The sequence below is a fragment of the Nonomuraea sp. NPDC050691 genome, from assembly GCF_040654455.1.
Taxonomy (GTDB): Bacteria; Actinomycetota; Actinomycetes; order Streptosporangiales; family Streptosporangiaceae; genus Nonomuraea.
Genome location: NZ_JBFAIA010000044.1, coordinates 20,386 through 42,188 on the forward strand (window position 1 = coordinate 20,386; position 21,803 = coordinate 42,188).

22 protein-coding genes and 1 pseudogene are annotated in these 21,803 nt (G+C 73.0%); 7 read left to right on the forward strand and 16 right to left on the reverse strand.

The features are described 5' to 3' along the window. Positions 1–75: 75 nt before the first annotated feature. On the forward strand, positions 76–288 hold the full coding sequence (locus AB0H81_RS18600) for a hypothetical protein (RefSeq protein ID WP_358375842.1): 213 nt from the start codon (positions 76–78) through the stop codon (positions 286–288). Between the two features lie 39 nt (positions 289–327). Here the strand turns inward: AB0H81_RS18600 and AB0H81_RS18605 are convergent, their stop codons facing one another. The 3 genes from AB0H81_RS18605 to AB0H81_RS18615 form a co-directional block, all read right to left on the reverse strand. Further along, on the reverse strand, positions 328–1,359 hold the full coding sequence (locus AB0H81_RS18605; RefSeq protein ID WP_358375844.1) for an acyl-CoA desaturase: 1,032 nt from the start codon (positions 1,357–1,359) through the stop codon (positions 328–330). Between the two features lie 149 nt (positions 1,360–1,508). After that, a complete protein-coding gene (locus AB0H81_RS18610; RefSeq protein ID WP_358375846.1) occupies positions 1,509–4,598 on the reverse strand; it encodes a BTAD domain-containing putative transcriptional regulator in 3,090 nt (1,029 codons plus the stop codon). Between the two features lie 71 nt (positions 4,599–4,669). Beyond that, entirely contained in the window at positions 4,670–5,920 is a 1,251-nt protein-coding gene (locus tag AB0H81_RS18615; RefSeq protein ID WP_358375848.1) for an NAD(P)/FAD-dependent oxidoreductase, read from the reverse strand. A gap of 64 nt (positions 5,921–5,984) precedes the next feature. Here AB0H81_RS18615 and AB0H81_RS18620 point away from each other — a divergent pair, with 64 nt between their 5' ends. Then, positions 5,985–6,575: a TetR family transcriptional regulator gene (locus tag AB0H81_RS18620; RefSeq protein WP_358375849.1), complete on the forward strand. Its 591-nt coding sequence runs from the start codon at positions 5,985–5,987 to the stop codon at positions 6,573–6,575. A gap of 11 nt (positions 6,576–6,586) precedes the next feature. Here the strand turns inward: AB0H81_RS18620 and AB0H81_RS18625 are convergent, their stop codons facing one another. Beyond that, a complete protein-coding gene (locus tag AB0H81_RS18625; protein ID WP_358375851.1) occupies positions 6,587–7,525 on the reverse strand; it encodes a beta-ketoacyl-ACP synthase III in 939 nt (312 codons plus the stop codon). An 87-nt stretch (positions 7,526–7,612) separates the two neighbouring features. Here AB0H81_RS18625 and AB0H81_RS18630 point away from each other — a divergent pair. After that, positions 7,613–7,789 (forward strand): annotated as a pseudogene (locus AB0H81_RS18630) (TetR family transcriptional regulator); the annotation flags it as partial. Positions 7,790–7,905: 116 nt separating this feature from the next. Here AB0H81_RS18630 and AB0H81_RS18635 read toward each other — a convergent pair. From AB0H81_RS18635 to AB0H81_RS18645, 3 genes are all read right to left on the reverse strand, one after another. Next, positions 7,906–9,573 (reverse strand): hypothetical protein, encoded by a 1,668-nt coding sequence (locus AB0H81_RS18635; RefSeq protein WP_358375853.1) that lies wholly within the window; start codon positions 9,571–9,573, stop codon positions 7,906–7,908. A 208-nt stretch (positions 9,574–9,781) separates the two neighbouring features. After that, complete coding sequence (locus AB0H81_RS18640; RefSeq protein WP_358375855.1) at positions 9,782–10,621, reverse strand: hypothetical protein; 840 nt, start codon at positions 10,619–10,621, stop codon at positions 9,782–9,784. Further along, positions 10,621–11,175, reverse strand: a complete 555-nt coding sequence (locus tag AB0H81_RS18645) for an RNA polymerase sigma factor (protein WP_358375857.1) — start codon at positions 11,173–11,175, stop codon at positions 10,621–10,623. Before AB0H81_RS18645 ends, AB0H81_RS18640 begins: the two co-directional genes overlap by 1 nt. Before the next feature lie 125 nt (positions 11,176–11,300). On the opposite strand from AB0H81_RS18645, the gene AB0H81_RS18650 reads away from it, so the two are divergent. After that, positions 11,301–11,810 (forward strand): GNAT family N-acetyltransferase, encoded by a 510-nt coding sequence (locus AB0H81_RS18650; RefSeq protein WP_358375859.1) that lies wholly within the window; start codon positions 11,301–11,303, stop codon positions 11,808–11,810. Between the two features lie 65 nt (positions 11,811–11,875). Here the strand turns inward: AB0H81_RS18650 and AB0H81_RS18655 are convergent, their stop codons facing one another. The 7 genes from AB0H81_RS18655 to AB0H81_RS18685 all read right to left on the reverse strand — a co-directional run bounded on the left by AB0H81_RS18655 (position 11,876) and on the right by AB0H81_RS18685 (position 16,685). Continuing rightward, positions 11,876–12,088: a hypothetical protein gene (locus tag AB0H81_RS18655; protein WP_175594816.1), complete on the reverse strand. Its 213-nt coding sequence runs from the start codon at positions 12,086–12,088 to the stop codon at positions 11,876–11,878. A gap of 129 nt (positions 12,089–12,217) precedes the next feature. After that, positions 12,218–12,550, reverse strand: a complete 333-nt coding sequence (locus AB0H81_RS18660) for a DUF3140 domain-containing protein (RefSeq protein ID WP_358375860.1) — start codon at positions 12,548–12,550, stop codon at positions 12,218–12,220. Positions 12,551–12,579: 29 nt separating this feature from the next. After that, positions 12,580–13,260: a response regulator transcription factor gene (locus AB0H81_RS18665; protein ID WP_358375862.1), complete on the reverse strand. Its 681-nt coding sequence runs from the start codon at positions 13,258–13,260 to the stop codon at positions 12,580–12,582. Next, positions 13,257–14,429, reverse strand: coding sequence for a histidine kinase (locus AB0H81_RS18670; RefSeq protein ID WP_358375864.1), 1,173 nt, complete (start codon positions 14,427–14,429; stop codon positions 13,257–13,259). Before AB0H81_RS18670 ends, AB0H81_RS18665 begins: the two co-directional genes overlap by 4 nt. Positions 14,430–14,490: 61 nt before the next feature. Beyond that, positions 14,491–15,075: a hypothetical protein gene (locus AB0H81_RS18675; RefSeq protein ID WP_358375866.1), complete on the reverse strand. Its 585-nt coding sequence runs from the start codon at positions 15,073–15,075 to the stop codon at positions 14,491–14,493. 180 nt (positions 15,076–15,255) lie between these two features. After that, a complete protein-coding gene (locus AB0H81_RS18680) occupies positions 15,256–15,810 on the reverse strand; it encodes a ferritin-like domain-containing protein (RefSeq protein WP_358375868.1) in 555 nt (184 codons plus the stop codon). Positions 15,811–15,875: 65 nt separating this feature from the next. Continuing rightward, complete coding sequence (locus AB0H81_RS18685) at positions 15,876–16,685, reverse strand: alpha/beta hydrolase (protein WP_358375870.1); 810 nt, start codon at positions 16,683–16,685, stop codon at positions 15,876–15,878. A gap of 500 nt (positions 16,686–17,185) precedes the next feature. On the opposite strand from AB0H81_RS18685, the gene AB0H81_RS18690 reads away from it, so the two are divergent. The 3 genes from AB0H81_RS18690 to AB0H81_RS18700 all read left to right on the forward strand — a co-directional run bounded on the left by AB0H81_RS18690 (position 17,186) and on the right by AB0H81_RS18700 (position 20,632). Next, a complete protein-coding gene (locus AB0H81_RS18690; protein WP_358375872.1) occupies positions 17,186–19,096 on the forward strand; it encodes an ABC transporter ATP-binding protein in 1,911 nt (636 codons plus the stop codon). A 70-nt stretch (positions 19,097–19,166) separates the two neighbouring features. After that, positions 19,167–19,982 carry a polyphosphate kinase 2 gene (ppk2, locus tag AB0H81_RS18695; RefSeq protein ID WP_358375874.1) on the forward strand — a complete coding sequence of 272 codons (816 nt, stop codon included), beginning with the start codon at positions 19,167–19,169 and terminating at the stop codon, positions 19,980–19,982. Next, complete coding sequence (locus AB0H81_RS18700) at positions 19,979–20,632, forward strand: alpha/beta hydrolase (protein WP_358375876.1); 654 nt, start codon at positions 19,979–19,981, stop codon at positions 20,630–20,632. Before ppk2 ends, AB0H81_RS18700 begins: the two co-directional genes overlap by 4 nt. Before the next feature lie 16 nt (positions 20,633–20,648). On the opposite strand, the gene AB0H81_RS18705 is transcribed toward AB0H81_RS18700, so the two are convergent. Both AB0H81_RS18705 and AB0H81_RS18710 read right to left on the reverse strand, forming a co-directional pair. Beyond that, entirely contained in the window at positions 20,649–21,086 is a 438-nt protein-coding gene (locus AB0H81_RS18705; RefSeq protein WP_358375878.1) for a hypothetical protein, read from the reverse strand. Between the two features lie 20 nt (positions 21,087–21,106). After that, positions 21,107–21,772, reverse strand: coding sequence for a YoaK family protein (locus AB0H81_RS18710; protein WP_358375880.1), 666 nt, complete (start codon positions 21,770–21,772; stop codon positions 21,107–21,109). Between the last annotated feature and the right edge of the window lie 31 nt (positions 21,773–21,803).

Sequence of the window (21,803 nt, forward strand, 5' to 3'; positions counted from 1 at the left end):
GGCCGGCGGGCCACCGCAACCGGCGAGGGCGCGGCGGCGACGTGCGGGCGGGCTCCGGCTGGGTAGATCAGGAGGATGAGCACTGAGGATGAGCTGCGGCAGGTCGAGGAGGACCTGGTGCGGCTGCGCACGGAGAACAAGGAAGTCCGCCAGCAGATCGGCGAGCTCGGCGCGACCGACCCGATCGAGATCGGCTCCATGATCGCCATGGCGGACGACCAGGAGCAGCTGATCGCCGACCTGGAGCGGCGGCGCGACGAGCTGCGCCGCCGCCTCGCACAGAACTGACCGCTGCGCTGCTCACGGTGCGGGAGCCGGCCGCCGGGGTCACGACCTCGCGGGTGCCGAGCGCAGAGGGGCGCCGACGTCGTGCAGGTGCCGCAGCGCCTGTCCGTACGAGTCGAACACGCCCGTCTCCAGGTAGTCCACGCCGATGGACGCGCAGTAGTCGCGCACGATCGGCTGGGCGCGACGCAGGTTGGGCGCCGGCATGTGCGGGAACAGGTGGTGCTCGATCTGGTAGTTGAGCTGGCCGAACGCCACGTCGAGGAGCGGGCCGCCCTTGACGTTGCGCGAGGTCAGCACCTGCTTGCGCAGGAAGTCGAGCTTGTCCTCCTTGGTGAGCACCGGCATGCCCTTGTGGTTGGGCGCGAACGTCGAGCCGAGGTACAGCCCGAACAGCCCCTGGTGGACGATCAGGAACGCCACGGCCCTGCCCGGCGACAGCGTCGCGAACACCACGCCGAAGTAGACCGCGAAGTGCGCCGTCAGCAGGGCCAGTTCCAGGCCGCGCCGCTTGATCGCCGGGTTGGTGAGCGCCCGGAAGCTGGCCACGTGCAGGTGCCACGCCTCCAGCGTGAGCAGCGGGAAGAACAGGAACGCCTGCCAGCGGGCCACGAACCGCGGCAGCCCCCGGCTCCGCCTGGCCTGGTCGGTCGACCAGACGATGACCGCCGGCGACACGTCGGGGTCGTGGTCCTCGTGGTTGGGGTTGGCGTGGTGGCGGTTGTGCTTGGCGTTCCACCAGCCCCAGCCGAGGCCGACGCACAGGTCGCCGATCACGAGCCCCACGAGGTCGCCCGGCCGCCGGGTCCGGAACACCTGGCGGTGCCCGAGGTCGTGGGCGAGGAAGCCGAACTGCGCGAACACCACGGCGAGCACCGCGGCGACGAGAAGCTGGAGCCATGAGTCTCCGGCCCACCAGAACAGGGCCCAGGCTCCGGCGTAGGCGGCCGCGGCCAGGCAGAACCGTACGGCGTAGTAGATCGGGCGCCGGTCGAGCAGACCGGCCTCCGCGATCCTCCTGGAGAGGCGCGCGAAGTCGCTGCCTCGCGTGTCGAGCGTGACGGGATCGGCCACTGGTCTCCTCACATAGCCGCGGAAAGTTGACCCCACACTCGCGTATTACGGTCCGGTACGGAAGATCGTGGCTCTCCCGGCGGTGTCGTGGCGGCGTCGTGGCGGCGGGACGGCGTCGTCCTCGTCCGGCCCGACGGGTACATCGGCCATCACGGTGACGAGAGCGGGCTCAGCGCGTGCCTCTCGGGGTGGGGGATCGCGGCGCCCCTGGCCAGCGCCCGTTGAAGGCCGTCCTCGCCCAGGGAGTCACGGCAGCGGGCGAGCAGCGCGGCGTCCCCGGTCACGGCCCCTCCGCGCAGCGCCCGGGCCGCCCCGGCCAGCTCGGCGGCGAGCGGCGGGGCGCAGTGCTCGGCCGCGCCCTCCAGCACCGCCGCGCGGACCGTACGGTCCGGCGAGGCGTCCATCAGCTCCAGGGCGCGGCGCAGCGGCGGCCAGGGGTCGGCCGACACGCGGGCGAGCTCGACGTTCACCAGCGCCTCGAACTGCGGGGGCGCGCCGTCCAGCAGCGTCAGGGCGCGGCGCAGCAGCCGGGCAGCCTCGTCCGGATCGCCCGACCGGCGGGCCAGCTCGGCCTGCGCGTGCAGCACCCGCGCCACCGCCACAGGATCACCGCCGCCCTCCCCGGGCCTCGCCGGATCGCCCTGTCCGGTCCTCCCAGGGAGGCGGCCATCCGTGCGGCCGGCGGCCTCCTCGGCCCTGGCCAGGGTGGCGGCGGCGCCGGCGAAGTCGCCCGTGCGGGCCTGGAGCCGGCCCAGCCGGGCGAGGAAGATGATCGGCCCCTGGGGCGCCTCCAGCCCGGCGATCTCCCCGGCCAGCCGCTCACCCTCCATGGCCAGAGCCATGGCCCGCGCGTCGTCGCCCTCGTTCTCGGCGGCCAGCGACAGCCAGTGCAGCGTGTACGACAGCCCCCACCGGTCGCCGGTCTCCCGGAACCCGGCCAGCGCCGCCCGCAGCGGCTCGCCCGCCTCGGCCGCCGGCCCGAACTCGAACCGCGCGAGCCCGCACATCAGCAGGGCCGCGGCCCGGGTCCACGCGTCGGGGTGGTCGCGCAGGCGCTCGGCGGCCGCCTCGGCGAGCTCCACCACGTCGGGCGGCGGGGTCGGCATCAGCGCGAACGCGGCCACCGCCGCCGGATGGTCCGAGCGCCGGACGGCGTCGCCCGGCCTGTCGCCCAGGATCACCCGGCAGAGCCCGTAAGCCAGTTCGCGGCCCTCCGGCGGTGAGTCGCCCACCCGCCGCAGCACCTCAGCCGCCCGCTCGGCCGCCTCGCCCCGCCGTCCCCGCATGCTCCACGGCCACAGCCGGGCCAGGAAGAGCCGGAGCGGGTCGTCGGTGCGTTCCAGCGCGGCGTCGAGGTTGGCCTGCTCGGCGTCCAGCACGGCCAGCCAGTGGAGCTGCCCGCCGGTCCGCAGCCCGGGGCCGGCCTCCTCGGCCAGCAGCGTGTAGTAGCGCGCGTGGGCGCGGCGTACGTCGGGCAGGTCGGCGGCGGCGTACTGCCTGATGGTCTCCAGCATCGTGTAGCGGTCGCCGGACAGGCCGATGAGTGACTTGTCCACCAGCGACGCCAGCACGCCGAGCACGTCACTCCCGTCCGCCTCGCCGTCCGCCCCGCTGCGCCTGTCCTGGTGGGCCTCGACCCGATGGCCGCAGACCCGCGCCACGGCGTCCGCGCTCGCACCGCCCGCGAACACCGTGAACGCGCGCAGCAGCTCCCGCTCCGCGTCCGACAGCAGCTCCCAGCTCCAGTCGATGACCGCGCGCAGCGTGCGGTGCCGCGGCTCGGCGGTCCTGCCGCCGCGGAAGGCGAGCCGGTCGCCGAGCCCGCGCAGGAGCAGGGCGACGGGCATGGTCCGCAGCCGGGCCGCGGCCAGCTCGATGGCCAGCGGCACGCCGTCGAGCTCCCGGCAGATCCGGGCCGCGTTGCCGGCCTCGACCCGCGCGTCGGGCCGCGCCGCGGCGGCGCGATCGCGGAACAGCTCCACGGCCGCCGCCTCCTCCAGCGGGAGCACCCGGTGGAGGGTCTCGCCGGGGATGTCCAGCGGCTCCCGGCTGGTGGCCAGGATCCGCAGCGCGGGCACCGCGCCGAGCAGCGACTGCGCCACCCGGGCGGCCTCGTCGACGAGATGCTCGCAGTTGTCGAGCACGATCAGCGGCCGCCGGGCGCCGCGCAGCGCCGTCACGGCGTCGGTCGTGCGCAGCACTCCCTCCACCGCGGCCCGTACGCCGCCGGCGGCGGCCAGCTCGACCAGCCACACCGTGCCGTCGAGCGCGTCGGCCGTCTCGACGGCCAGCCGCGTCTTGCCCGCCCCGCCGGGGCCCACGAGCGTCACGAGCCGCGCGCCGTCGCCGGGCGTCGGCGCCGTGAGCAGGGCGCGGAGCCGGGAGAGATCGTCCGATCGGCCCACGAAGCTCGTCATGCGGGCCGGCATCCGCCCACCACGCGGCTCGTCCGGAAGGGTGGTGAGGGGCACGGGCTCGCCCGGAGTCGTGGGCTCGTCGCGCAGTGCCGCCAGGTGTGCCTCGCGCAGCGCGGGTCCGGGATCGGCGCCCAGCTCGTCGGCGAGCCCGGCTCGTGCCCGCTCGAACGCCTCCAGCGCCTCACCCCGCCGCCCGGCCGCCACCAATGCCCGTACGAGCAGCGCGTGGAACGGCTCCCGCAGCGGATGCTCGGCCACCAGCGCCCGCAACTCGGCGACCACCTCCTCGGCCCCGCCACCCGTACCCGCCGGGCGACCCGCGGGCGTCGCGTCATCGCGTCCGGCCGGGTGACCCGGGCCCGTCGCGGCGTCCTGTCGCGCCAGGTCGGTGGCGATGCGCGCGCCCAAGGCCGTCAGCCGCAGCTCCTCCAGTCGCGCCGCCGGCCCGGCCGCGAACGGCATCGCCGCCACGTCCGCCAGCGCCGGCCCCCGCCACAGCCGCAGCGCCGCCCGCGCCTCACCGGCCCGTACGAGCCGCTCGAACTCCCACGCGTCCACCTCGGTGGCCGGCACGTCGAGCGCGTACCCGGCGGGATGCGAGGCCACGGTCCCCGGCGCCTCCCGCCGCGCCCGGGACACCAGCGACTGCAACGCCGCCATCGGGTGCTCCGGCGCCTCGTCCGGCCACAGGTCGCCGATCAACCGGTCGGCCGTCACCACGTGGCCGGGGTCCAGCGCCAGCCGCACCAGCAGCGCCCGCACCCGGGCGCCCCTGACCGCGACCCCGGCCACCTGGAGCGGCCCCAGGATCCCGATCCGCATCCGCCCTCCACCCCGGCGCTTCTCCGTCCTCGCGTCCCCATTGTCCCTGCCGCCCGCATGCCGGCGAGCCCCTACGAGAACGCCTTCTCCTTCAGCCGGGGGAAACGCTGGGCCGTGCGCAGGAACGTCTTGAACCCGAGCCGCCCCAGCCGGCTCTCGCCCACGAACTGGCGGGCCGCGTCCAGCGAGTCGCGCACGGCTCCGAAGCCGTACTCCCGCATCCGGTCCTCGTACCAGGCGATGGCCTCGACGGTCTCGCGTCCGCCGGTGAGCGCCTGGAAGAGCAGGCGGGCGTCGCGCAGGGCGGTGTTGGCGCCGATGCCGCGCATCGGCGTCATGCTGTGGATGGCGTCACCGAGCAGGGTGATGGTGGAGGCGGGCCACGGGTCGACGGGGACCGAGGTGCGGATCGGCAGCAGGGAGACGGTCTCCGGGTCGGACATGGAGACCATCCGGCGCAGGTCCGGGTGCCAGGAGGCGATCATCCGCTCGACCGTGGCCTTGAGCCGCTCGCCGGACATCTCGGAGATGTCGCGAGGGAAGCGGCCCTGCGCCGCGCCGATGGCCCAGAGGATGTAGGCGCCGGTGTTGTCCATGAGCGCGCCGTCCTGCTCGGTCACGCCGATGCCGCCCACGGGGGCGAGTCCGGCCGTGTCGTGCGGTGCCGCGAACATGCCCATGCCCTGGGGCGGGATGATGCTGTTCGGCCCGTCGGAAAGCCGGGGCGCGATGAGCCGCCGGGTCTCGTCCGTCAGCGGGAACTTGCCGGCCACGGTGGTGATGCCCGTGTCCACGCGCTGGGCGTGCGGGAGGTACTGCGCCCGTACCCGCGAGTTGCCGCCGTCGGCGGCGATCACCACGTCGGCCCGCGCGCTGGAGCCGTCGGCGAAGAACAGCTCGATCCGCCCGTCGGGCAGCCGCTCGTAGCGCTCGAAGGTCTTGCCGAAGCGCACCACGTCCTCCATCCCCGACAGCAGCACCTGGCGGAGCGTGATGCGGCTGACGGAGTGATGGTCGTCGGCCGGGTCGGCCGCCGGGGGCGTCTCGATCAGGGCGAGGAGGTCGAGCCGCTCGGTGAGGAAGCCGAAGTCCTGGCCGCCCCGCCCGGTGGTGGCCAGGAACGCCTGCCACAGCTCGGGCGGCAGGCAGTCGTGGAGCGCGCGGGCGCCGTTCGGGTCGATGTGGACGCGGTAGCCCTGCACCCGGTCGGCGGGGGTGCGGTCCCGCTCGTAGACGGTCACGTTCCTGCCCGCCTTGCGCAGCCCCTGGGCGAGGCAGAGCCCGCCGATGCCGCCACCGATGATCGCGATGTCGTCTCTCATGACATCGACTATCAACCGTACAGATGATTCTGTCAACCATCCGGATGGATGATAGTGTTGGAGGGTGAGACGAGCACCAGAGGAGAAGCAGCGCGACCCCGAGCGCACCAAGGCGCGCATCCTGGAAGCGGCGTTGCGGGAGTTCGCGGCCAAGGGGTTCGCGGGGGCCCGGGTGAGCGAGATCGCCGCCGGCGCCGGGGTCAACAAGCAGCTCATCTCGTACTACTTCGGCGGCAAGGAGGGGCTCTATGAGGCCCTGACCGGGAGCTGGCAGCGCGAGGAGGGCACGTTCGCCGATCCCGGCGCCACACTGGCCGACCTCGTCGCCGGATACGTCCTGGCCAACTCCGCCCATCGCGACTACGGCCGGCTCATGGTCTGGCAGGGCCTCACCGACGACGGTCCGCCCGGTCCGGCCATGGAGGAGGACTTCCGGCGCGAGGCCGAGCACCTGCGCCGACGGCAGGAGGCGGGGGAGCTGCCGGCCGACGTCGACCCGCCGGCCGTGCTGCTCGCCCTGTTCTCCATGGCCGCGGCCGGAGTGTCGTTCCCCCAGCTCGCGCGGGCCGTCACCGGGCTGGATCCGGCCTCGCCCGAGTTCGCCTCGTACTACGCGGAGCAGGTCGCGCGCCTGGTCCGTCGCTTGAGCGAGTAAGCCGCACCGGGTCAGGGGCAGCGGACGACCATCCCCGCGTACGACAGGTTGCCGCCGAAGCCGAACAGCAGCATCGGCGCGCCGCGCCGCACCTCCCCCCGTTCCACCAGCTTGGCCAGCGCCAGCGGCACGCTCGCCCCGGAGGTGTTGCCCGAGTCGACCACGTCGCGGGCCACGACCGCGTTGACCGCTCCGATGCGCTCGGCGATGGGCTCGATCATGCGCAGGTTGGCCTGGTGCAGGACCACGGCGGCGAGCTCCTCGGGCGCCACCCCGGCGCGCTCGCACGCCTGCCGGGCGATGGCGGGTAGCTTGGTGGTGGCCCAGCGGTAGACGGTCTGCCCCTCCTGGGCGAACCGGGTGGGCGTCCCCCCGATGCGCACCGCGTCGCCCAGTTCGGGGAACGAGCCCCAGACGACCGGGCCGATCTCCGGCGACGGCGCCGCGCTCACCACGGCCGCCCCGGCTCCGTCGCCGGTCAGCACGCACGTGGTGCGGTCGGTCCAGTCGGTGACCGCCGTCATCGTGTCGGCCCCGATGACCAGCGCGTGCCTTGCCGCGCCCGCGCGGATCGTGTGGTCGGCCACGGCCAGAGCGTGCGTGAACCCCGAGCATGACACTCCCACGTCCATGACCGCCGCGCCCGGCACGCCGAGGCGGGCGGCGACGATGGCCGCCACGTTCGGGGCCCGGTCGAGCTGGGTGCACGTCGCCACCAGCACGAGGTCGATGTCGGCGGCGTCCAGGCCGCTGCCGGCCAGCGCCTTGGCCGCGGCGTTCGCGGCCAGCTCCGGCACGCCCTCGCCGGGGCCGGCCACGTGGCGGGTGCGGATGCCCACCCGCTTGCTGATCCACTCGTCGCTGGTGTCCACCATGGTGGCGAGGTCGTCGTTGGTCAGCACCTTGGCGGGCTGGTGGTGGCCGGTGGCGACGATGCGCGATCCGTTCATGCCCGGCGACTATAGCAACCGACCGTTCGGACGCTAAAGTGGCTCCATGGATTCCGTTCCGCGGCCCCGAGCCCGCATGATGGGCCCATGAGCCCCCGCAGGTCCGCCGCCGACGCGCTCGGCACCCGCTCCGCCATCCTCGACCGCTCCGTGGCCATCGCGTCCGTCGAAGGACTGGAGGGCCTGACCATCGGCCGGCTCGCCACCGAGCTCGGCATGAGCAAGTCGGGCGTGCTCGGGCACTTCGGTTGCAAGGAGGCGCTCCAGCTCGCGGTGCTGGAGCGGGCGGGCGAGGTGTTCCGCGCGGAGGTATGGGAGCCGGTCATACCGGTCACGCCGGGGCTGCCGCGCCTCGCCGCCCTCTGCGAGACGTGGATCTCCTACCTGGAACGCGGGGTGTTCCCCGGCGGGTGCTTCTTCGTGGCCGCCGCCCACGAGTTCGACGGGCGGGAAGGGGCGGTGCGGGACGCCGTCGAGGCCAGGTTCGACGCCTGGTCCGCGCGGCTGCGCAAGGAGGCCGGGCGCGCGGTGGACGCCGGCGACCTGCCGGGCGGCACGGATCCCGCGGACGTGGCGTTCGAGCTGATGGGCCTGCTCATGGCCCTCAACCAGGCCATCCAGCTGCACCGAGACCCGCGAGCCGCCGACCGCGCCCGCCGCGCCGTCCGCACCCGCCTGGCCCCGGTGCGTACGCCGGGCGCCTGAGCCAGGGCGGCGGCCAGGCAGGCGACGGGGATGACGGGCAGCACGTACCTGTGGTCGAAGTCCAGGACCGCGACCGGGCCGATCAGCAGGCCCGTCGCCACGACCCACGGCAGCAGCGCCACGCCGGGCCGCCGCACCGCGGCGACCCCACCCACCAGGAGGATCAGCCCCAGGAACGGGCCGCGCAGGTAGGCGGCGTACTGGTAGGCGATGAGGAAGTCCGCGTACGGCGACACCGACGCCAGGCCGCGGATCTCCGGGTCGTACTCCCGTTTGACCTTGTCGATCAGCGGCTGGTCGGGCAGCTCCCAGTGTCCGCTCCTGAAGCCGAACGCCGGGGTGGTGCGGTCGGGGTGCGGGACCGGGGTCCAGGAGAAGGCGATGGCGGTGTCGCGTACGACGTCGCCCAGGTAGTCCAGCGGCTGGGCGAGGATCGCGCCGATCGCGAACGAGCGGGCGAGGTCGTTGTGCGTGAACCGGTCGCCGGGCAGCAGGTTGAGCGAGGCCCCGGCGGCCCACACGTACTCGGAGGCCGCGTCCACTTTCGTCTCGTTGGGGCACAGGCGCGCCAGATCGGGCGGCGGCTGGATGCGGGCGCAGTCGGCGAAGGTCATCGTGCGGGCCCACAGGGCGACGCCGTCGGCGCCGCTGATGGCGAAACGGCCGTGGTGCTGGGCGTACCAGGCGGCGTAGCCGGCCAGAGGCAGGGAACCGGCCAGGGCCAGCACGGCCAGCGGCCGCCATCCCACGCGCCGCACGGCCAGCACGAGCACGACGAGCAGCAGCAGCGGCAACGCGATCGTCCTGGTCAGCGCGGCCAAGGCGAACAGCAGGCCCGCTCCGGCGGCGGCGCGCACGGACAGCCGGGGCGACCACATCAGCACGGCCAGCCCGGCCACGACCAGGAAGATGAATTGCGTGTCGGACAGGACAGCCTGCTCCAGGCGCAGGAAGGAGGCGTCGAACAGCAGCGGCACCGTCGCCGACGCGGCCACCCAGCCGGGTGCCGACCTGCGCCGCAGCACCGCGTAGAGCAGCATCCCGGTGCCCAGGCCGATGACGTGCTGGACGGCCGCGACCAGCTCCACGCTGTGGAAGGGCAGCAGCGCCCGCAGCAGCAACGGGTAGCCGATCGGGTGGAACGTCGCCGACGGTGCCGGGTGCACGGCGGTGTCGAGATACGTGAAGGAGTCGTACCAGTAGAGCGTGGCGGGACGGTAGGCGAGCATCGTCACCACCCGCAGCGCGGCGGCCAGGAGCAGTAACGCGGCGAAGACGCGGTGGTCGGCGAGGGCGGAGCGGCGGCGCTGCGCGGGCGGCGCCACGCGGGTGTCGGTGAGCACGCGAAATCCGATCGTGGGCATGACGGGGGGCCGCGCATGCCGAAGACGACGCATGGCGGTGATGAGGAGGCGCGCTCAGCCGCGCCCGGTGATAGGGGGCGCGCGCTCAGCCGCGCGGTGATGGGGGACGCGCGCTCAGTCGCGCGGTGATGGGGGGCGCGCGCTCAGTCGCGCGCCCCGGAGGGAAGCTCTCAGTGCCGGGCCGGGATCAGCAGTGGGACCCCGGCCCGGGGTTGCGCTGGGTGGTGGGCTCGGCGCCGACCAGCAGGAGGGCCTGGCCGTCGGCGGTCATGACGCCCTTGTGCACGTACCAGCCGCCGGGGGCCGAGGGGGCCGCGCGTTTGCCGTACTGGATGTACGACGGTGTGACGCCCCGCTCGCGCAGCAGGACCGTGATCTCGGCGACGCTCTTGTTGACGTAGTCCACGCAGTGCAGAGGCTCGCCGGGCGTGGCGATGCCGGGCGGCATCGTGTACCTCTCGCCGGGCAGGGCCCGCCTGCCGAGAGTGATCTCGGCCTTCTTGCCGAAGGCGACCGGCACCTTCACGCCGATGGGGCAGCCGGCGAACCGCTCGCACGGCCCCTGGGCGTCGATCGTGGTGATCGGGCCTTCGCGGGGCACCGTCCGGCCGGACATCAACCGTTCCATGTCGTTGATCACGATGATCTTGCCCGTCAGGCTCGCGGAGGTCGGCACCACGTCGAGCGTGATGTCCAGCCCCCTGGCCCTGAGCTCGCGCTGATAGACCTCGGAGTCGGCCAGCAGGTCGTTCACCGTGATCACGTAGTGGTCGTCGACCAGTTCGATGTCGAGCGCGGCGGAGGCGGGCGCCTGGGCGATGCCGAAGGACAGCAGGGCCGTCAGCGTGGCCAGGACCGGCACGCTCGCCCACCTGCGCGGCCGGGGAACGGCGAGCCAACTGCGGAGGCGGCGGCGCTCGGGGACGGGGACGGAGGTGATCTCCTCCAGCAGCTCCCTGGCGATCGGTGTCGTGCCGGGTCCGGGATCGGGCGCGATGCCGGCCACCAGACGGTCGATCTCGTGCATCACATGACCCCCTTCGTCATCGCGACGGCGCGCAAGCCGATGCGGGCCATGTCGACGCCGGCCATGTCCAGGTGCTTGGCCAGGCGTTTGCGGGCCCGGTGCAGCCGCAGCCGGGTGTTGGCGCGCGAACAGCCCAGGACGGTGGCGATCTCGTCGGACCCCAGCCCCTCCCAGCCGGCCAGCGCGAGGATCTCCCGGTCGTCGGGACTCAGCCGCGCGAACGCCTCCTGGACGCCCGCCAGACCTTCGCCGGCCGCGGTGTGCTCCGCCCACACGGCGAGCTGGTGACCGAGCCGCTCCACCAACTCGCCGCGGCGCGACTCGGCGCGGCGGCCGTTGGCCAGCACGCGGCGGGCCACGCCGAACAGCCACAGGCGCGCGTCCCGCCCCTCGGGGACGTCGTCCAGGCGGCGCCAGGTCGTGGTGAACGTCTCGGCCAGGGCATCGGCGGCGTCCTCGTGGGAGTCGGTACGCCGCCGGATGTAGGCGAGGATGTCGGCGTAGTTGGCAACGTAGATCACCTCGAAGCGCTGCTTGCGGTCATGGTGGGTCACGCTGCCTTCTCTCATCCAGTGGGTCCGACATCGTGTACCTGTCCGGACCCACCAGATAGTTTCACCCCGATTTCCGGCGAATTTGATGTCCTCGCCGTCATCCCACCCCTGGCTAAGCTTCGGACATGTCATCTGATTTCATCGTTTTCCAGGCGACTCCGGACCATGGCGACGCGGTGGGCGAGATCCACGCGGAAGCCTGGGCCATCGCGTACCGGCCGTTCTTCGCTCCCGAGTTCTTCGAGCAGGCGGTCGCGCACCGGCGCGGCAAGTGGCGCGCCACGCTCGCCGAGACGAAGGACACGATGCTGCTCGCCGCCCGCCCCGGCGGGCGTCCCCTGGCCTACTCGTACTTCGGCGACTCGCCGGAGCGGCCCGGCGTGGTGGAGATCTTCGGCTTCTACAACCATCCGGAGGCATGGGGCAGCGGCGTGGCCGGCACGCTGATGGCGGCCACGCTCGACACCCTGCGCGCGCGAGGCGTCGAGCGCGCGCACCTGTGGACGCTGCGCGACACCGCGCAGTCACGCCGCTTCTACGCCAAGAGCGGCTTCGCCGAGTCGGGCGCCACGCGCGGCCACGACTTCGGCGACGGCAACCCGATCGACCAGGTCGAGTACGAGATCACGTTCTGACCGGTACCGGGCTCCTGGGCCCGTCAGCCGGCCTGGAGCCCGCACGGTCGGCTGTATGGGGGCCCTCAGCCGGCCCGGAGACGGTCGAAGAGCTGGAGCGCCGCCTGCCGCACGTCGTCGGGCGACAGCCCGTCGAGCGTCTGCCGGGCGTGGTCCGCGTCACGCGTCGTGGCCAGCGTGATGGCCACGGACGTCGCGGCGGTACGGTCCAGCGACCCGGCGGGCGCGGCGTCGGCCAGTTCCTGGGCGCTCGCGGCGAGGTCGAGGTTGTCTGTCAACGGGCCTCCTCGGATGCGTACGGCACGGCCCATTGCACCATCTGAAGTCGTGCTCCATCCACCATTTGCTGATTCGCCACGACGAGTCGCCCTTCGAGAGCCTGTGGCGGGGGCTCCGGCGAGAGTCGGTCAGGTGGCACGCAGGGGGTCGTGGCCCACGGAGAGCTGCAGCCGCCGTGCCTCGTCGTCGGTCCTGTTGTCCAGGGTCTCGACCAGGTCCACGACCTGGCGCATGGTGTCGAGGTCGTCCTTGGTCAGGTCGGTCTTCCGCTTGGTCAGAACGTGCAGGACGCCGCGTCCCAGCTCGTCGAGACCCAGGTCGGTCTCGGGAGGGAAGGTGGCGTCCTCGCCGGCGGCGTCGGCCAGCAGCTGGGCCCGCAGCTCCTCGGAGGTCATGTTCACCACGCCGTGGAACTCCTCCCAGAGCAGGTCGGCGTCGTAGCTCTCGGGGTCAACACTCATGGGGCCCCGCATACCCGCTCGTCTCCGCCTTACGCGCCCGGCACGGCCAGCCCCGACTCGTAGGCGGCGATGACGGCCTGGACCCGGTCGCGCAGGCCGAGCTTGGACAGCACGTTGCTGACGTGGGTCTTCACGGTGTGCTCGCTCACCACCATCGTCTCCGCGATCTCCGCGTTGGACAGGCCGCGGGCGATGAGCTGCAGCGTCTCGCGCTCCCTCGCGGTCAGGACGCCCAGCGCCTCCGCGGGCCGGGCGGCCGGGCGGGACGTGAACGCCGAGATCAGCCGCGTGGTGACCTGGGGCGCCAGCAGCGACTCGCCGCCGGCGACCACCCGCACGGCGTTGACCAGGTCGTCGCGGCGGACGTCCTTGAGCAGGAACCCGCTCGCTCCGGCCCGCAGCGCGTCGTAGACGTAGTCGTCGTGGTCGAACGTCGTCAGCATGAGCACCCGGCAGCCGCTCTCCGCGCAGACGATGCGGGCCGCCTCGATGCCGTCCATGCGGGGCATGCGGATGTCGAGCAGGAGCACGTCGGGGTCGTGCTCGCGCACCGCCGCGACGGCCGCGACGCCGTCGCCGGCCTCGGCGACCACGTCGATGTCCGGCTGGGCGTCGAGGATCATCGAGAAGCCGCCCCGGACCAGCTCCTGGTCGTCGGCCACCACGAGCCGGATGCGCTCGCCCGCCTCCGCTCCCTTGGGGTCGCTCACGATCCCGCCACCGGAAGCCGTACCGACACCCGGTAGCCCGGCCCGTCCTGGCGGGGGCCGGCCGTGGCGGTCCCGCCGCACGCGGCGGCGCGCTCCCGCATCCCGATCAGGCCGTTGCCGCCCGAGGGCAGCCCGCGGCCCGCGCCCCGGCCGTCGTCGGTGATATCGATCATGAGACTGTCGTCCTCCCAGGTGAGCCGGATGTCGGCGCGGTGCGCGCCGGCGTGCTTGACGGTGTTGGTCAGGGCCTCCTGCGCGATCCGGTAGGCGGCCACCGCGCAGTCGGGCGTGAGCGGCCGCGGCTCTCCGGTCGCGGAGAACCCCACGTCGAGGCCGGTGCCGGTGACCTGGCCGGCCAGCGCGGGCAGGTCCTCGACGGTCGGCTGCGGGGCCCTGGGCGCCTCGCCCTCCTTCAGCACGCCGAGCATCCGCCTGAGCTGCGTCATCGCGTCGCGCCCGGCCGCGGCGATCGCGTCGAACGCGGCCTCGGCGCGGGCCGGGTTCGTCCGGACCACCACGGGGCCCGCCTCGGCCTGCACCACCATGATGCTGACCGCGTGGGCGAGGATGTCGTGCATGTCGCGGGCGATGCGGGCCCGCTCGCGCTCGGCGGCTCGTTCGGCCTCCACCTGGCGCTCCCTCTCCAGTCGAGCGGCCCGTTCCTCCAGGGCCGCGGCGTGCGCGCGGGACGTGGCGGTCGCCCGGCCGACGGCGTACGCGGCGAGGAACAGGATGACGCCGCGCAGCGCGGTCTCCGAGGAGCCGACCAGCAGCATCCCGCCGGAGAGCGTCACGACCAGCATGACGAGCCGCTTCCAGCGGGGCGAGTAGACGGCGACGGTGTAGAAGGCGACGGTCGCGCCGTACCAGATGGGTTGCCGGGCGACCTCGTCGGCCAGGTCGTACAGGGCGCCGACGCAGAGGCTCGTGACCAGGACGGCCACGGGCGCCCGGCGCCGCCACACCAGGGGCAGCGAGGCGCCGGTCGCGACCGCGTAGCCCCACCAGTCCCACGGGCGTCCGGTGTGGCTGTCACCGGTCAGGAGCGGCCAGAGCTGCGCCAGGAGGATCGCCGCGGTCAGGGCCGCGTCGACCCAGAGGTGGGGCAGCTCACCCAGCCGCCGGCGCGCGACGGCGACGAAGGGGGGATACGACGGCGGGGAGGACACGGCGTCCCAGTCTGCCGCATATCCGACATGACGCCCCACGCGCCTCTTCTCGGCGGCGACGTCAGGCATGCGCGAGGGCGTGGCGCGGGGTCGCAGCGCCACGGCGGGAGAGCTGAACGAACGAGACCAGCAGCAGCAGCGCGCCGACCGGGATCAGGTCGCGGTCGATGATCGGCAGGGTGAAGTCGAGGAACACGAGGACGGGCGTCCACGCCCGGGCCTGCCGCCGCACGGCGAGCTGGGTGACGAGGACGAACTGCGCGACGTAGAACAGGAACGGCCCGGCGTCGTAGACCGCCAGGGACACCCCGGGCACGGCCTTGACCTGCTGGAACAGCGGCACCATCGCCGCGTGGTCGGCGGCCATGAAGCCCACGACGATGTCGATGGCGAACTGGGCGAACGCGCAGGCGATGCCGGCCACGCCCATCGCCACGGCCGCGGTGGAGAGCGCGTTGCGGTCCAGCCGCCGCCTCATCTCCCAGAAGATCGGGACGAACAGCACGAGGGCCGCCATGAAGGCCAGGTGCCCGGTGGTCCAGGCCAGGCCGGGGCCTCTCTCGCCGTCGAACCCGTCGACGATGCGGATCATCCCGTACGCCAAGATCAGCAGAGGGGCGGCGAGGAAAGCGGTGCGGACGTTCATGAAGGACCTCCAGGGGGCGTTGTGCTTACCCCGGTAATCCTCCGATTTCGCTGGTCAGAGCGGATCGCCGCGACGAGCGATCCTCGATCTCACTCCTGAGGGGGAGTGCCCTCGCCCGTACGACCGGTCCGCCCCGCCGGCCCGCGTGAGTGAGGCCGGCGGGCCAGGGACGGCGGTCCTTCAGGCCGGTGACGCCGACGGGCCCTGGGGGATGCGTTCGAGCAGGCTCTGCATGTCGTCGGCGTGCTCCTCCTCCTTGGCGAGCAGCTCCTCGAACACCCGTCGCGTCGTGATGTCACGGTCGCCCAGCCACTGGATGATCTCCGTGTAGGTGGCAACGGCGACCCGCTCGGCGACCAGGTCTTCCTTGATCATCTCGATCAGGCCGCGGCTGGCGTCGTACTGGGAGTGGGAGCGGGCTGTCAGTGTGTCGGGGTTGAAGTCGGGCTCGCCGCCGAGCTGGACGATCCGGGCCGCGAGCTTGTCCGCGTGCTCCTGCTCCTCGCCCGCGTGCTCCAGGAACTCCTGCGCGACGGACTCCGACTGGATCCCGGAGGCGGTGTAGTAGTGGCGCTTGTAGCGCAGGACGCACACCAGCTCGGTGGCCAGGGCCTCGTTGCACACCTGGATCACGCGGTCCAGGTCGGCGCCGTACGCGTCGGTGATGGGACCCTTGCCGATCTCGGCGCGGGCCCGTTCGCGGATGGTGGTGATGTCGGTCAGGAACTCAGCCATGGGCTCCCTATGCCCACAGGACAGGTGAAGACTCGCCCGGCGCAGGTCGGGGGCCGTGCGGCCGATCAGCGGAAGAACTCGGTGAGGACGGGGGCGAGGGCGGCGGGCTTGACCTGGTGGGTCTGCCCCTCCAGGGTGCGGTGGCGGGCCGCGGGCAGCGTCCCGGCCAGCGCCCGTGCGCCGGCCCGTATCCACGCGGGGCTCTTGCCGCCGTCGATCACCAGGGTCGGCACGGTGACGCGCGCCCAGGACCCTTCCGGAAGCGGCTCGCCCCGCTCGTACGCCGTGACGAACGCGGCGTCGTACGCCAGCGTGTGGGCCACGGCCTTCAGCCCCGACCAGGCCGGCATGAACCGCATCATCGCCACCATGACGGCCGGCAGCCCGACGCCCGCGCGCATGAAGTAGCGGATGGCCTCGGAGCGACGGCCGGCGGCCACGAGCTCCCTCAGGCGCTGCTCATAGTCGTCCGGGATCGGCGGCCGCGAGCGGTCCACGATGAACGGCGGTTCGTACACCGCGAGCTTCGCCACCGGCACGCCCGCGTCGGCGGCGGCCAGGGCCAGGGCCGCTCCGGAGGAGATGCCGTACAGGCGCACATCGCCGCCCGCCTCCTTCACCAGGGCGGCCAGGTCGTCGATCTCGTGGCGCGGGTCGACCGCCGCTGCGACGGCCGGAGGCGTGTCGCCGCTGTCGCCGCGGCCCCGGCGGTCGTAGGTGTAGACGGTGAAGTCGCGGGCGAGCGCCTCGGCCAGCGCGGGGTTGGGGCCGAAGGCGCGGTGGCACATCGCCCCGTCCACGAGCACGACGGGCGGGCCCTGGCCCACGCGGGTATAGGCGATCGCGGTGCCGTCACTGGAAACGACCTTGTCCATGGCTACCTCCTCGGGATGCGCCCAGCGTCTCACCGACAAAAAAAGTTGTCAAGGCCTCGCATGTGCGTGCGTGTATGTCCGGCCGTTCCCCGGCGGGGGCGGGCGTTCCGCTGGCAGGGGGTTCCCGGGAAGGGAAGGGGTGGACGTCGATAGCCGGGCGGTCGCGTATAACGAACACCATTGGGTCGCAAAAACATTCTTCAAGCGGCGCCCAATCGCCGCTCCGGCTCGCTCGCGATGGCGCGAAACCCCAGGTGGGAGTGGGTGTCCCGGCTAAACCGGTGGCGAAGTATGGAAGGGCGTCCGCATCTTTGCTGGTGATTTACCGCTTCTAAGCAACCGGCTCTTTCTTCGGGCCTCCCGGTCAAGTCTGATTTGCCCTCCGCGATAAGTGGTGATTTAGAGGCTTATGGGTGGTACGGTCCGGTTTGACAGTGAAAGTCCGACTCGGGGGAGGGGACTATGGGCACCACAAACGGATTCCGGCAGGGCTGGGGACCGTGCTGGAGGCGTCGCCGCTGCGGTTGGGGCGGCTGTGGATGGCGCCGTCGCTGGGGCGGCTGCGGCGGAGGAGGCTGCGGCTGGGGCGGCGGCGGAGGCTGGTGGTGGTAAAACCACCTGAGAGCCGGCGGGTTTCCCGCCGGCTCTCCTTCTCGCCCAGGGGCCGCGCCGACCGTCCCGCACTCGCGCCGGCGGTGACCATCCGCCGGACGTTCCGCGAGTTCTGGCCGGGTACGCGAGGGCTGCGCCGGCTCTTCGTCGCCGGCACGGTGCTCGCCATCCTGGCGGCGGTCTGCGAGGTCGCCGCGATCGCGCTCTTCGGTCACATCACCGACAAGGTGCTCACGACGCGCGTCCTGTCCGCGTTCTGGGCGCCGGCGCTCGCCTGGCTGGGCCTCGCGGTGGTGGCCGGAGTCATGTCGTTCGGCGGGGCGTACGTCACCGCGCTCGGCGCCGAACGCTTCCTGCTGAGCCTGCGCGACCGGGTGTTCGCCCACGTGCAGAGCCTGTCACCGGACTTCTTCGAGAACCGGCGCCTCGGCGACCTGATGGCCCGGCTCACCGACGACATCGAGGCCATCGAGCAGCTCGTCGGCTCAGGCCTGGTCAAGGTGCTCACCACGGTCGTCAGCGTCGTCTTCTTCGCCGGGGCGGCGTTCTTCATCCGATGGGACCTCGCGCTCGTCACCCTGGCGCTGGTCCCCGCGTTCCTGCTGGTGTCGAAGATGTTCGCCACGCGGTTCCGGGTGGCCGCCGCCCGCGAGCGGCTCAGCAACGGCGCCATGAACAGCGTCATCGAGGAGAGCCTGGCCAACCAGGCGCTCGTCCAGGCGTACAACCGGCAGGCCACCGAGTCGCGCCGGCTGCACCGCGAGGGCCGCGGGTGGCTGCGCGCCAACATGTGGCAGGCCCGGCTGTCCGGCATGTACGGCCCGATGGTGCAGGTCCTCCAGACCGTGTGCATGGTCGTCATCCTCGGCGTCGGCGCCTGGGAGATCGCCGAGGGCCGGCTGACGCTCGGCGGGCTGCTCGCCTTCGCCGCGTACCTGGGGCTGCTCTACCCGGCGGTGCAGAACCTGGGGGAGATCGCCCTGACCGTGTCCGAGGCGGCGGCCGGCTCCGACCGCGTCATGGAGATCCTCGACGCCCGGTCCAGCGTGAACGACCGCGGCACCGCCCTGACCCTGGTGTCGCGCAGCCACGGGCGGATCGAGTTCGAGGACGTCGGCTTCACCTACCCGGGCCGCCACCGGCCGACGCTGCGGCACCTGTCGCTCACCGCCGAGCCGGGCGAGCTGATCGTGTGCACCGGCCCCAGCGGGGCGGGCAAGTCCACGCTGGCCAAGCTGCTGCTGAGGTTCTACGACCCCGACCAGGGGCGGATCCTCCTCGACGGCGTCGACATCCGTGACCTGACCCGGTCCTCCCTGCGCGAGGCCATCACGATCCTGCACCAGGAGAGCATGCTGTTCTCCGGCAGCGTGCGGGAGAACATCGCCTACGGCCGTCCCGGCGCCACGTTCGACGAGGTGGTCAAGGCCGCCGCCCTCGCCGGGGCGCACGAGTTCATCACCGCGTTGCCGCGCGGGTACGACACGCCGGTCGGCCAGCGCGGCCGGCAGCTCTCCGGCGGCCAGCGGCAGCGCATCGCCATCGCCCGCGCCCTCGTGCGCGACGCGCCCGTGCTCGTGCTCGACGAACCGATGACCGGGCTCGACGAGGTCACGGCCGCCCGCATCATGGAGCCGCTGCGACGGCTCATGGCCGGGCGCACCACGATCCTCATCACGCACGACCTGCGGCACGTGCCGGAGGGAGCCCGTGTGATCACGCTCGAACCGGTGCGCTCCCAGGCCCGGATCCGCCTCAAGCGCCTCGGGGCCCGGCTCGCGGCCGGCGCCGGCGTCTGACTCGCCCTGCCCCGCCGCATCACGCGTGTGCGGCGGGGCAGGTGGGATCCGAGGCGGGTAGGTGGTACGGATGACGAAGACCTCCGGGAAGCTGAGAAGGAAGCCCTACGAGGAGGAACTGCTCCGGCTGCAGGGCGAGCTCGTCAAGCTCCAGGAATGGGTGCGCGACGAGGGGCGGCGGGTCGTCGTGGTCTTCGAGGGACGCGACGCCGCCGGCAAGGGCGGCACCATCAAGCGCGTCGCCGAGTACCTCAATCCCCGCGTCGCCCGCATCGTGGCCCTGCCCGCGCCCACCGAGCGCGAGCGGACGCAGTGGTACTTCCAGCGCTACGTCGAGCACCTGCCGGCCGCCGGGCAGATCGTGCTGTTCGACCGGAGCTGGTACAACCGGGCCGGCGTCGAACGGGTCATGGGCTTCTGCACGCAGGAGGAGTACACCCGTTTCCTGCACCAGTGCCCCATCTTCGAGCGGCTGCTGGTGGAGGACGGGATCCTGCTGCGCAAGTACTGGTTCTCGGTCAGCGACGCCGAGCAGGAACGCCGCTTCCGTGACCGGCTGGAGGACCCGATGCGGCGCTGGAAGCTGTCCGAGATGGACCTCCAGTCGTTCGTCCGCTGGGAGGAGTACTCCAGGGCCAAGGACGAGATGCTCGTCCACACCCACATCCCGGAGGCCCCCTGGCACGAGGTGGAGAGCGAGGACAAGCGGCGGGCCAGGATCAACATGATCTCCCACCTGCTGTCGTCGATCCCGTACCAGGAGGTGGACAGGCCGTCGCTCGACATCCCGGCCCGGCCGCCGGAGACGGGGTACCAGCGGATGGCCCGCATGGACATCGTCGTACCGGACGCCGCGGCCGGCCTGCCCGTGAAGGGCTCGGCATGAACGAGGCGCTCCGGGTGCGCGTGGGCGGAGGGGTCACGCTGGACGCGGACCTCGCCCTCCCCTCCGGCCCGGCCGGTCGCCCCAGGGGGCTGGTGCTGTTCGCCCACGGCAGCGGCAGCAGCCGGCACAGCCCGCGCAACCGTCACGTCGCCGAGCGGCTCCAGGCGGCCGGCCTGGCCACCCTGCTCGCCGACCTCCTCACCCTGGAGGAGGAACGGCAGGACTCGGTGACGCGCGAGCTGCGGTTCGACATCGGCCTGCTGGCCCGCCGGCTGGAGGCGCTGAGCGACTGGGCGCAGACGGACGCCCGTACGGAGGGCCTGCCGACCGGCCTCTTCGGTGCCAGCACGGGCGCGGCGGCGGCCCTCGTGACCGCCGCGTCCCTGCCCAACAGGGTGCACGCGGTGGTCTCGCGCGGCGGCCGGCCCGACCTCGCGGGGGATCGCCTCGAGCGCGTACGCCAGCCCACGCTGCTGATCGTCGGCGGCGCCGACCCGCTGGTCCTCGACCTCAACGGCCAGGCGATGGAACGGCTGGCGGGGGAGACGCGGCTGGAGATCGTGCCGGGGGCGACGCACCTGTTCGAGGAGCCCGGAGCCCTGGACGAGGTGGCCCGTCTCGCGACGGCCTGGTTCACCACGTACCTGTAGCCGCAATCAGGCGCGGTCACGTGGAGGGGAGCGCGGTCGCCAGCAGGACGACCACGACGGACCCCACCAGCCCCGCCAGCGCCGTCACCCGGGCGAACAGGGCCCGCCCCGCGACGCCGGCCCACCCATGAACCCCCGCCGCCACCATGACCAGGCAGAACACCAGCAGCTTGGCCGCGAGGACCCGCCCGTACCCCGGCTCGGCCAGCGATCCCCAGGTGACGCCCTTGTGCGCGGCGATGGCCACGCCGGTGGCGACCTGCACCGGCAGGAACACCGCCACGGTGAACACCCCGAACCGCTGCCCCACGGCCTTAAGCAGCGCGCCCCGCCGATCCTCGTCCAGCAGGCGCCGCGCCGGCGGCAGCACCACCAGCGACACGGTGAGCTGCCCGCCCACCCACACCGCCGCCGACAGCACGTGCAGGAACCGGACCACCGCCCACCAGGTCACACCGCACCCCACAGAATGGTCTACGACCGACGTCGCGCCAGGTAAGCGTACGCGCCGCCCGCGACGACCTGAATCCCGACGGCCACCGCCAACGCGACGCCCGGCCCCCAGCGCAGGATCAGCCACGCGCCGCCGGCCGCACCCGCCAGCAGCAGCAGGACGGCCCCGAGCCGCCGCTCCCACCCGGCCCCGTCGCCCCCGGCCAGCGCGGAGTGCGCGCCGAGGACGGCCAGAGTGCTGGTGATCACGGTGGTGGTGATGTCCGACACCCCCGCGAGCCGGATGCTCGCCGTACGCAACCCCATCGCCAGCCCCAGCACGCAGATCACCACGAACCGCCACGCGGACGTGAGCCCGGCGAACGCCACGACGGTGGCCGTCACCAGCAGTGCGGACTCGACGACCAGCGCCGGCAGCGGCCAGCGCGGCACGGCCCTGGCCAGCCGCCCCGACACCACCGTCCCGCCGACGAACCCCGTCAGCGCCACCAGGCACCCCGGCGTGGAGAAGTCCGGCGAACCGCCGAGAGCCATGCCGAGGACGACGACGTTCCCCGTCATGTTGGCCACGAAGACGTGCCCCAGGCCCAGGTAGGAGACGGCGTCCAGCATGCCGCTCACCAGCGTCAACGACAGCGGCAACACCGCCCGCCCGCCCCGCGGCACCGCACCGCCCACCCAGCTCACCCCCGCCCCCCACGGTACGGACGTGAGCCTC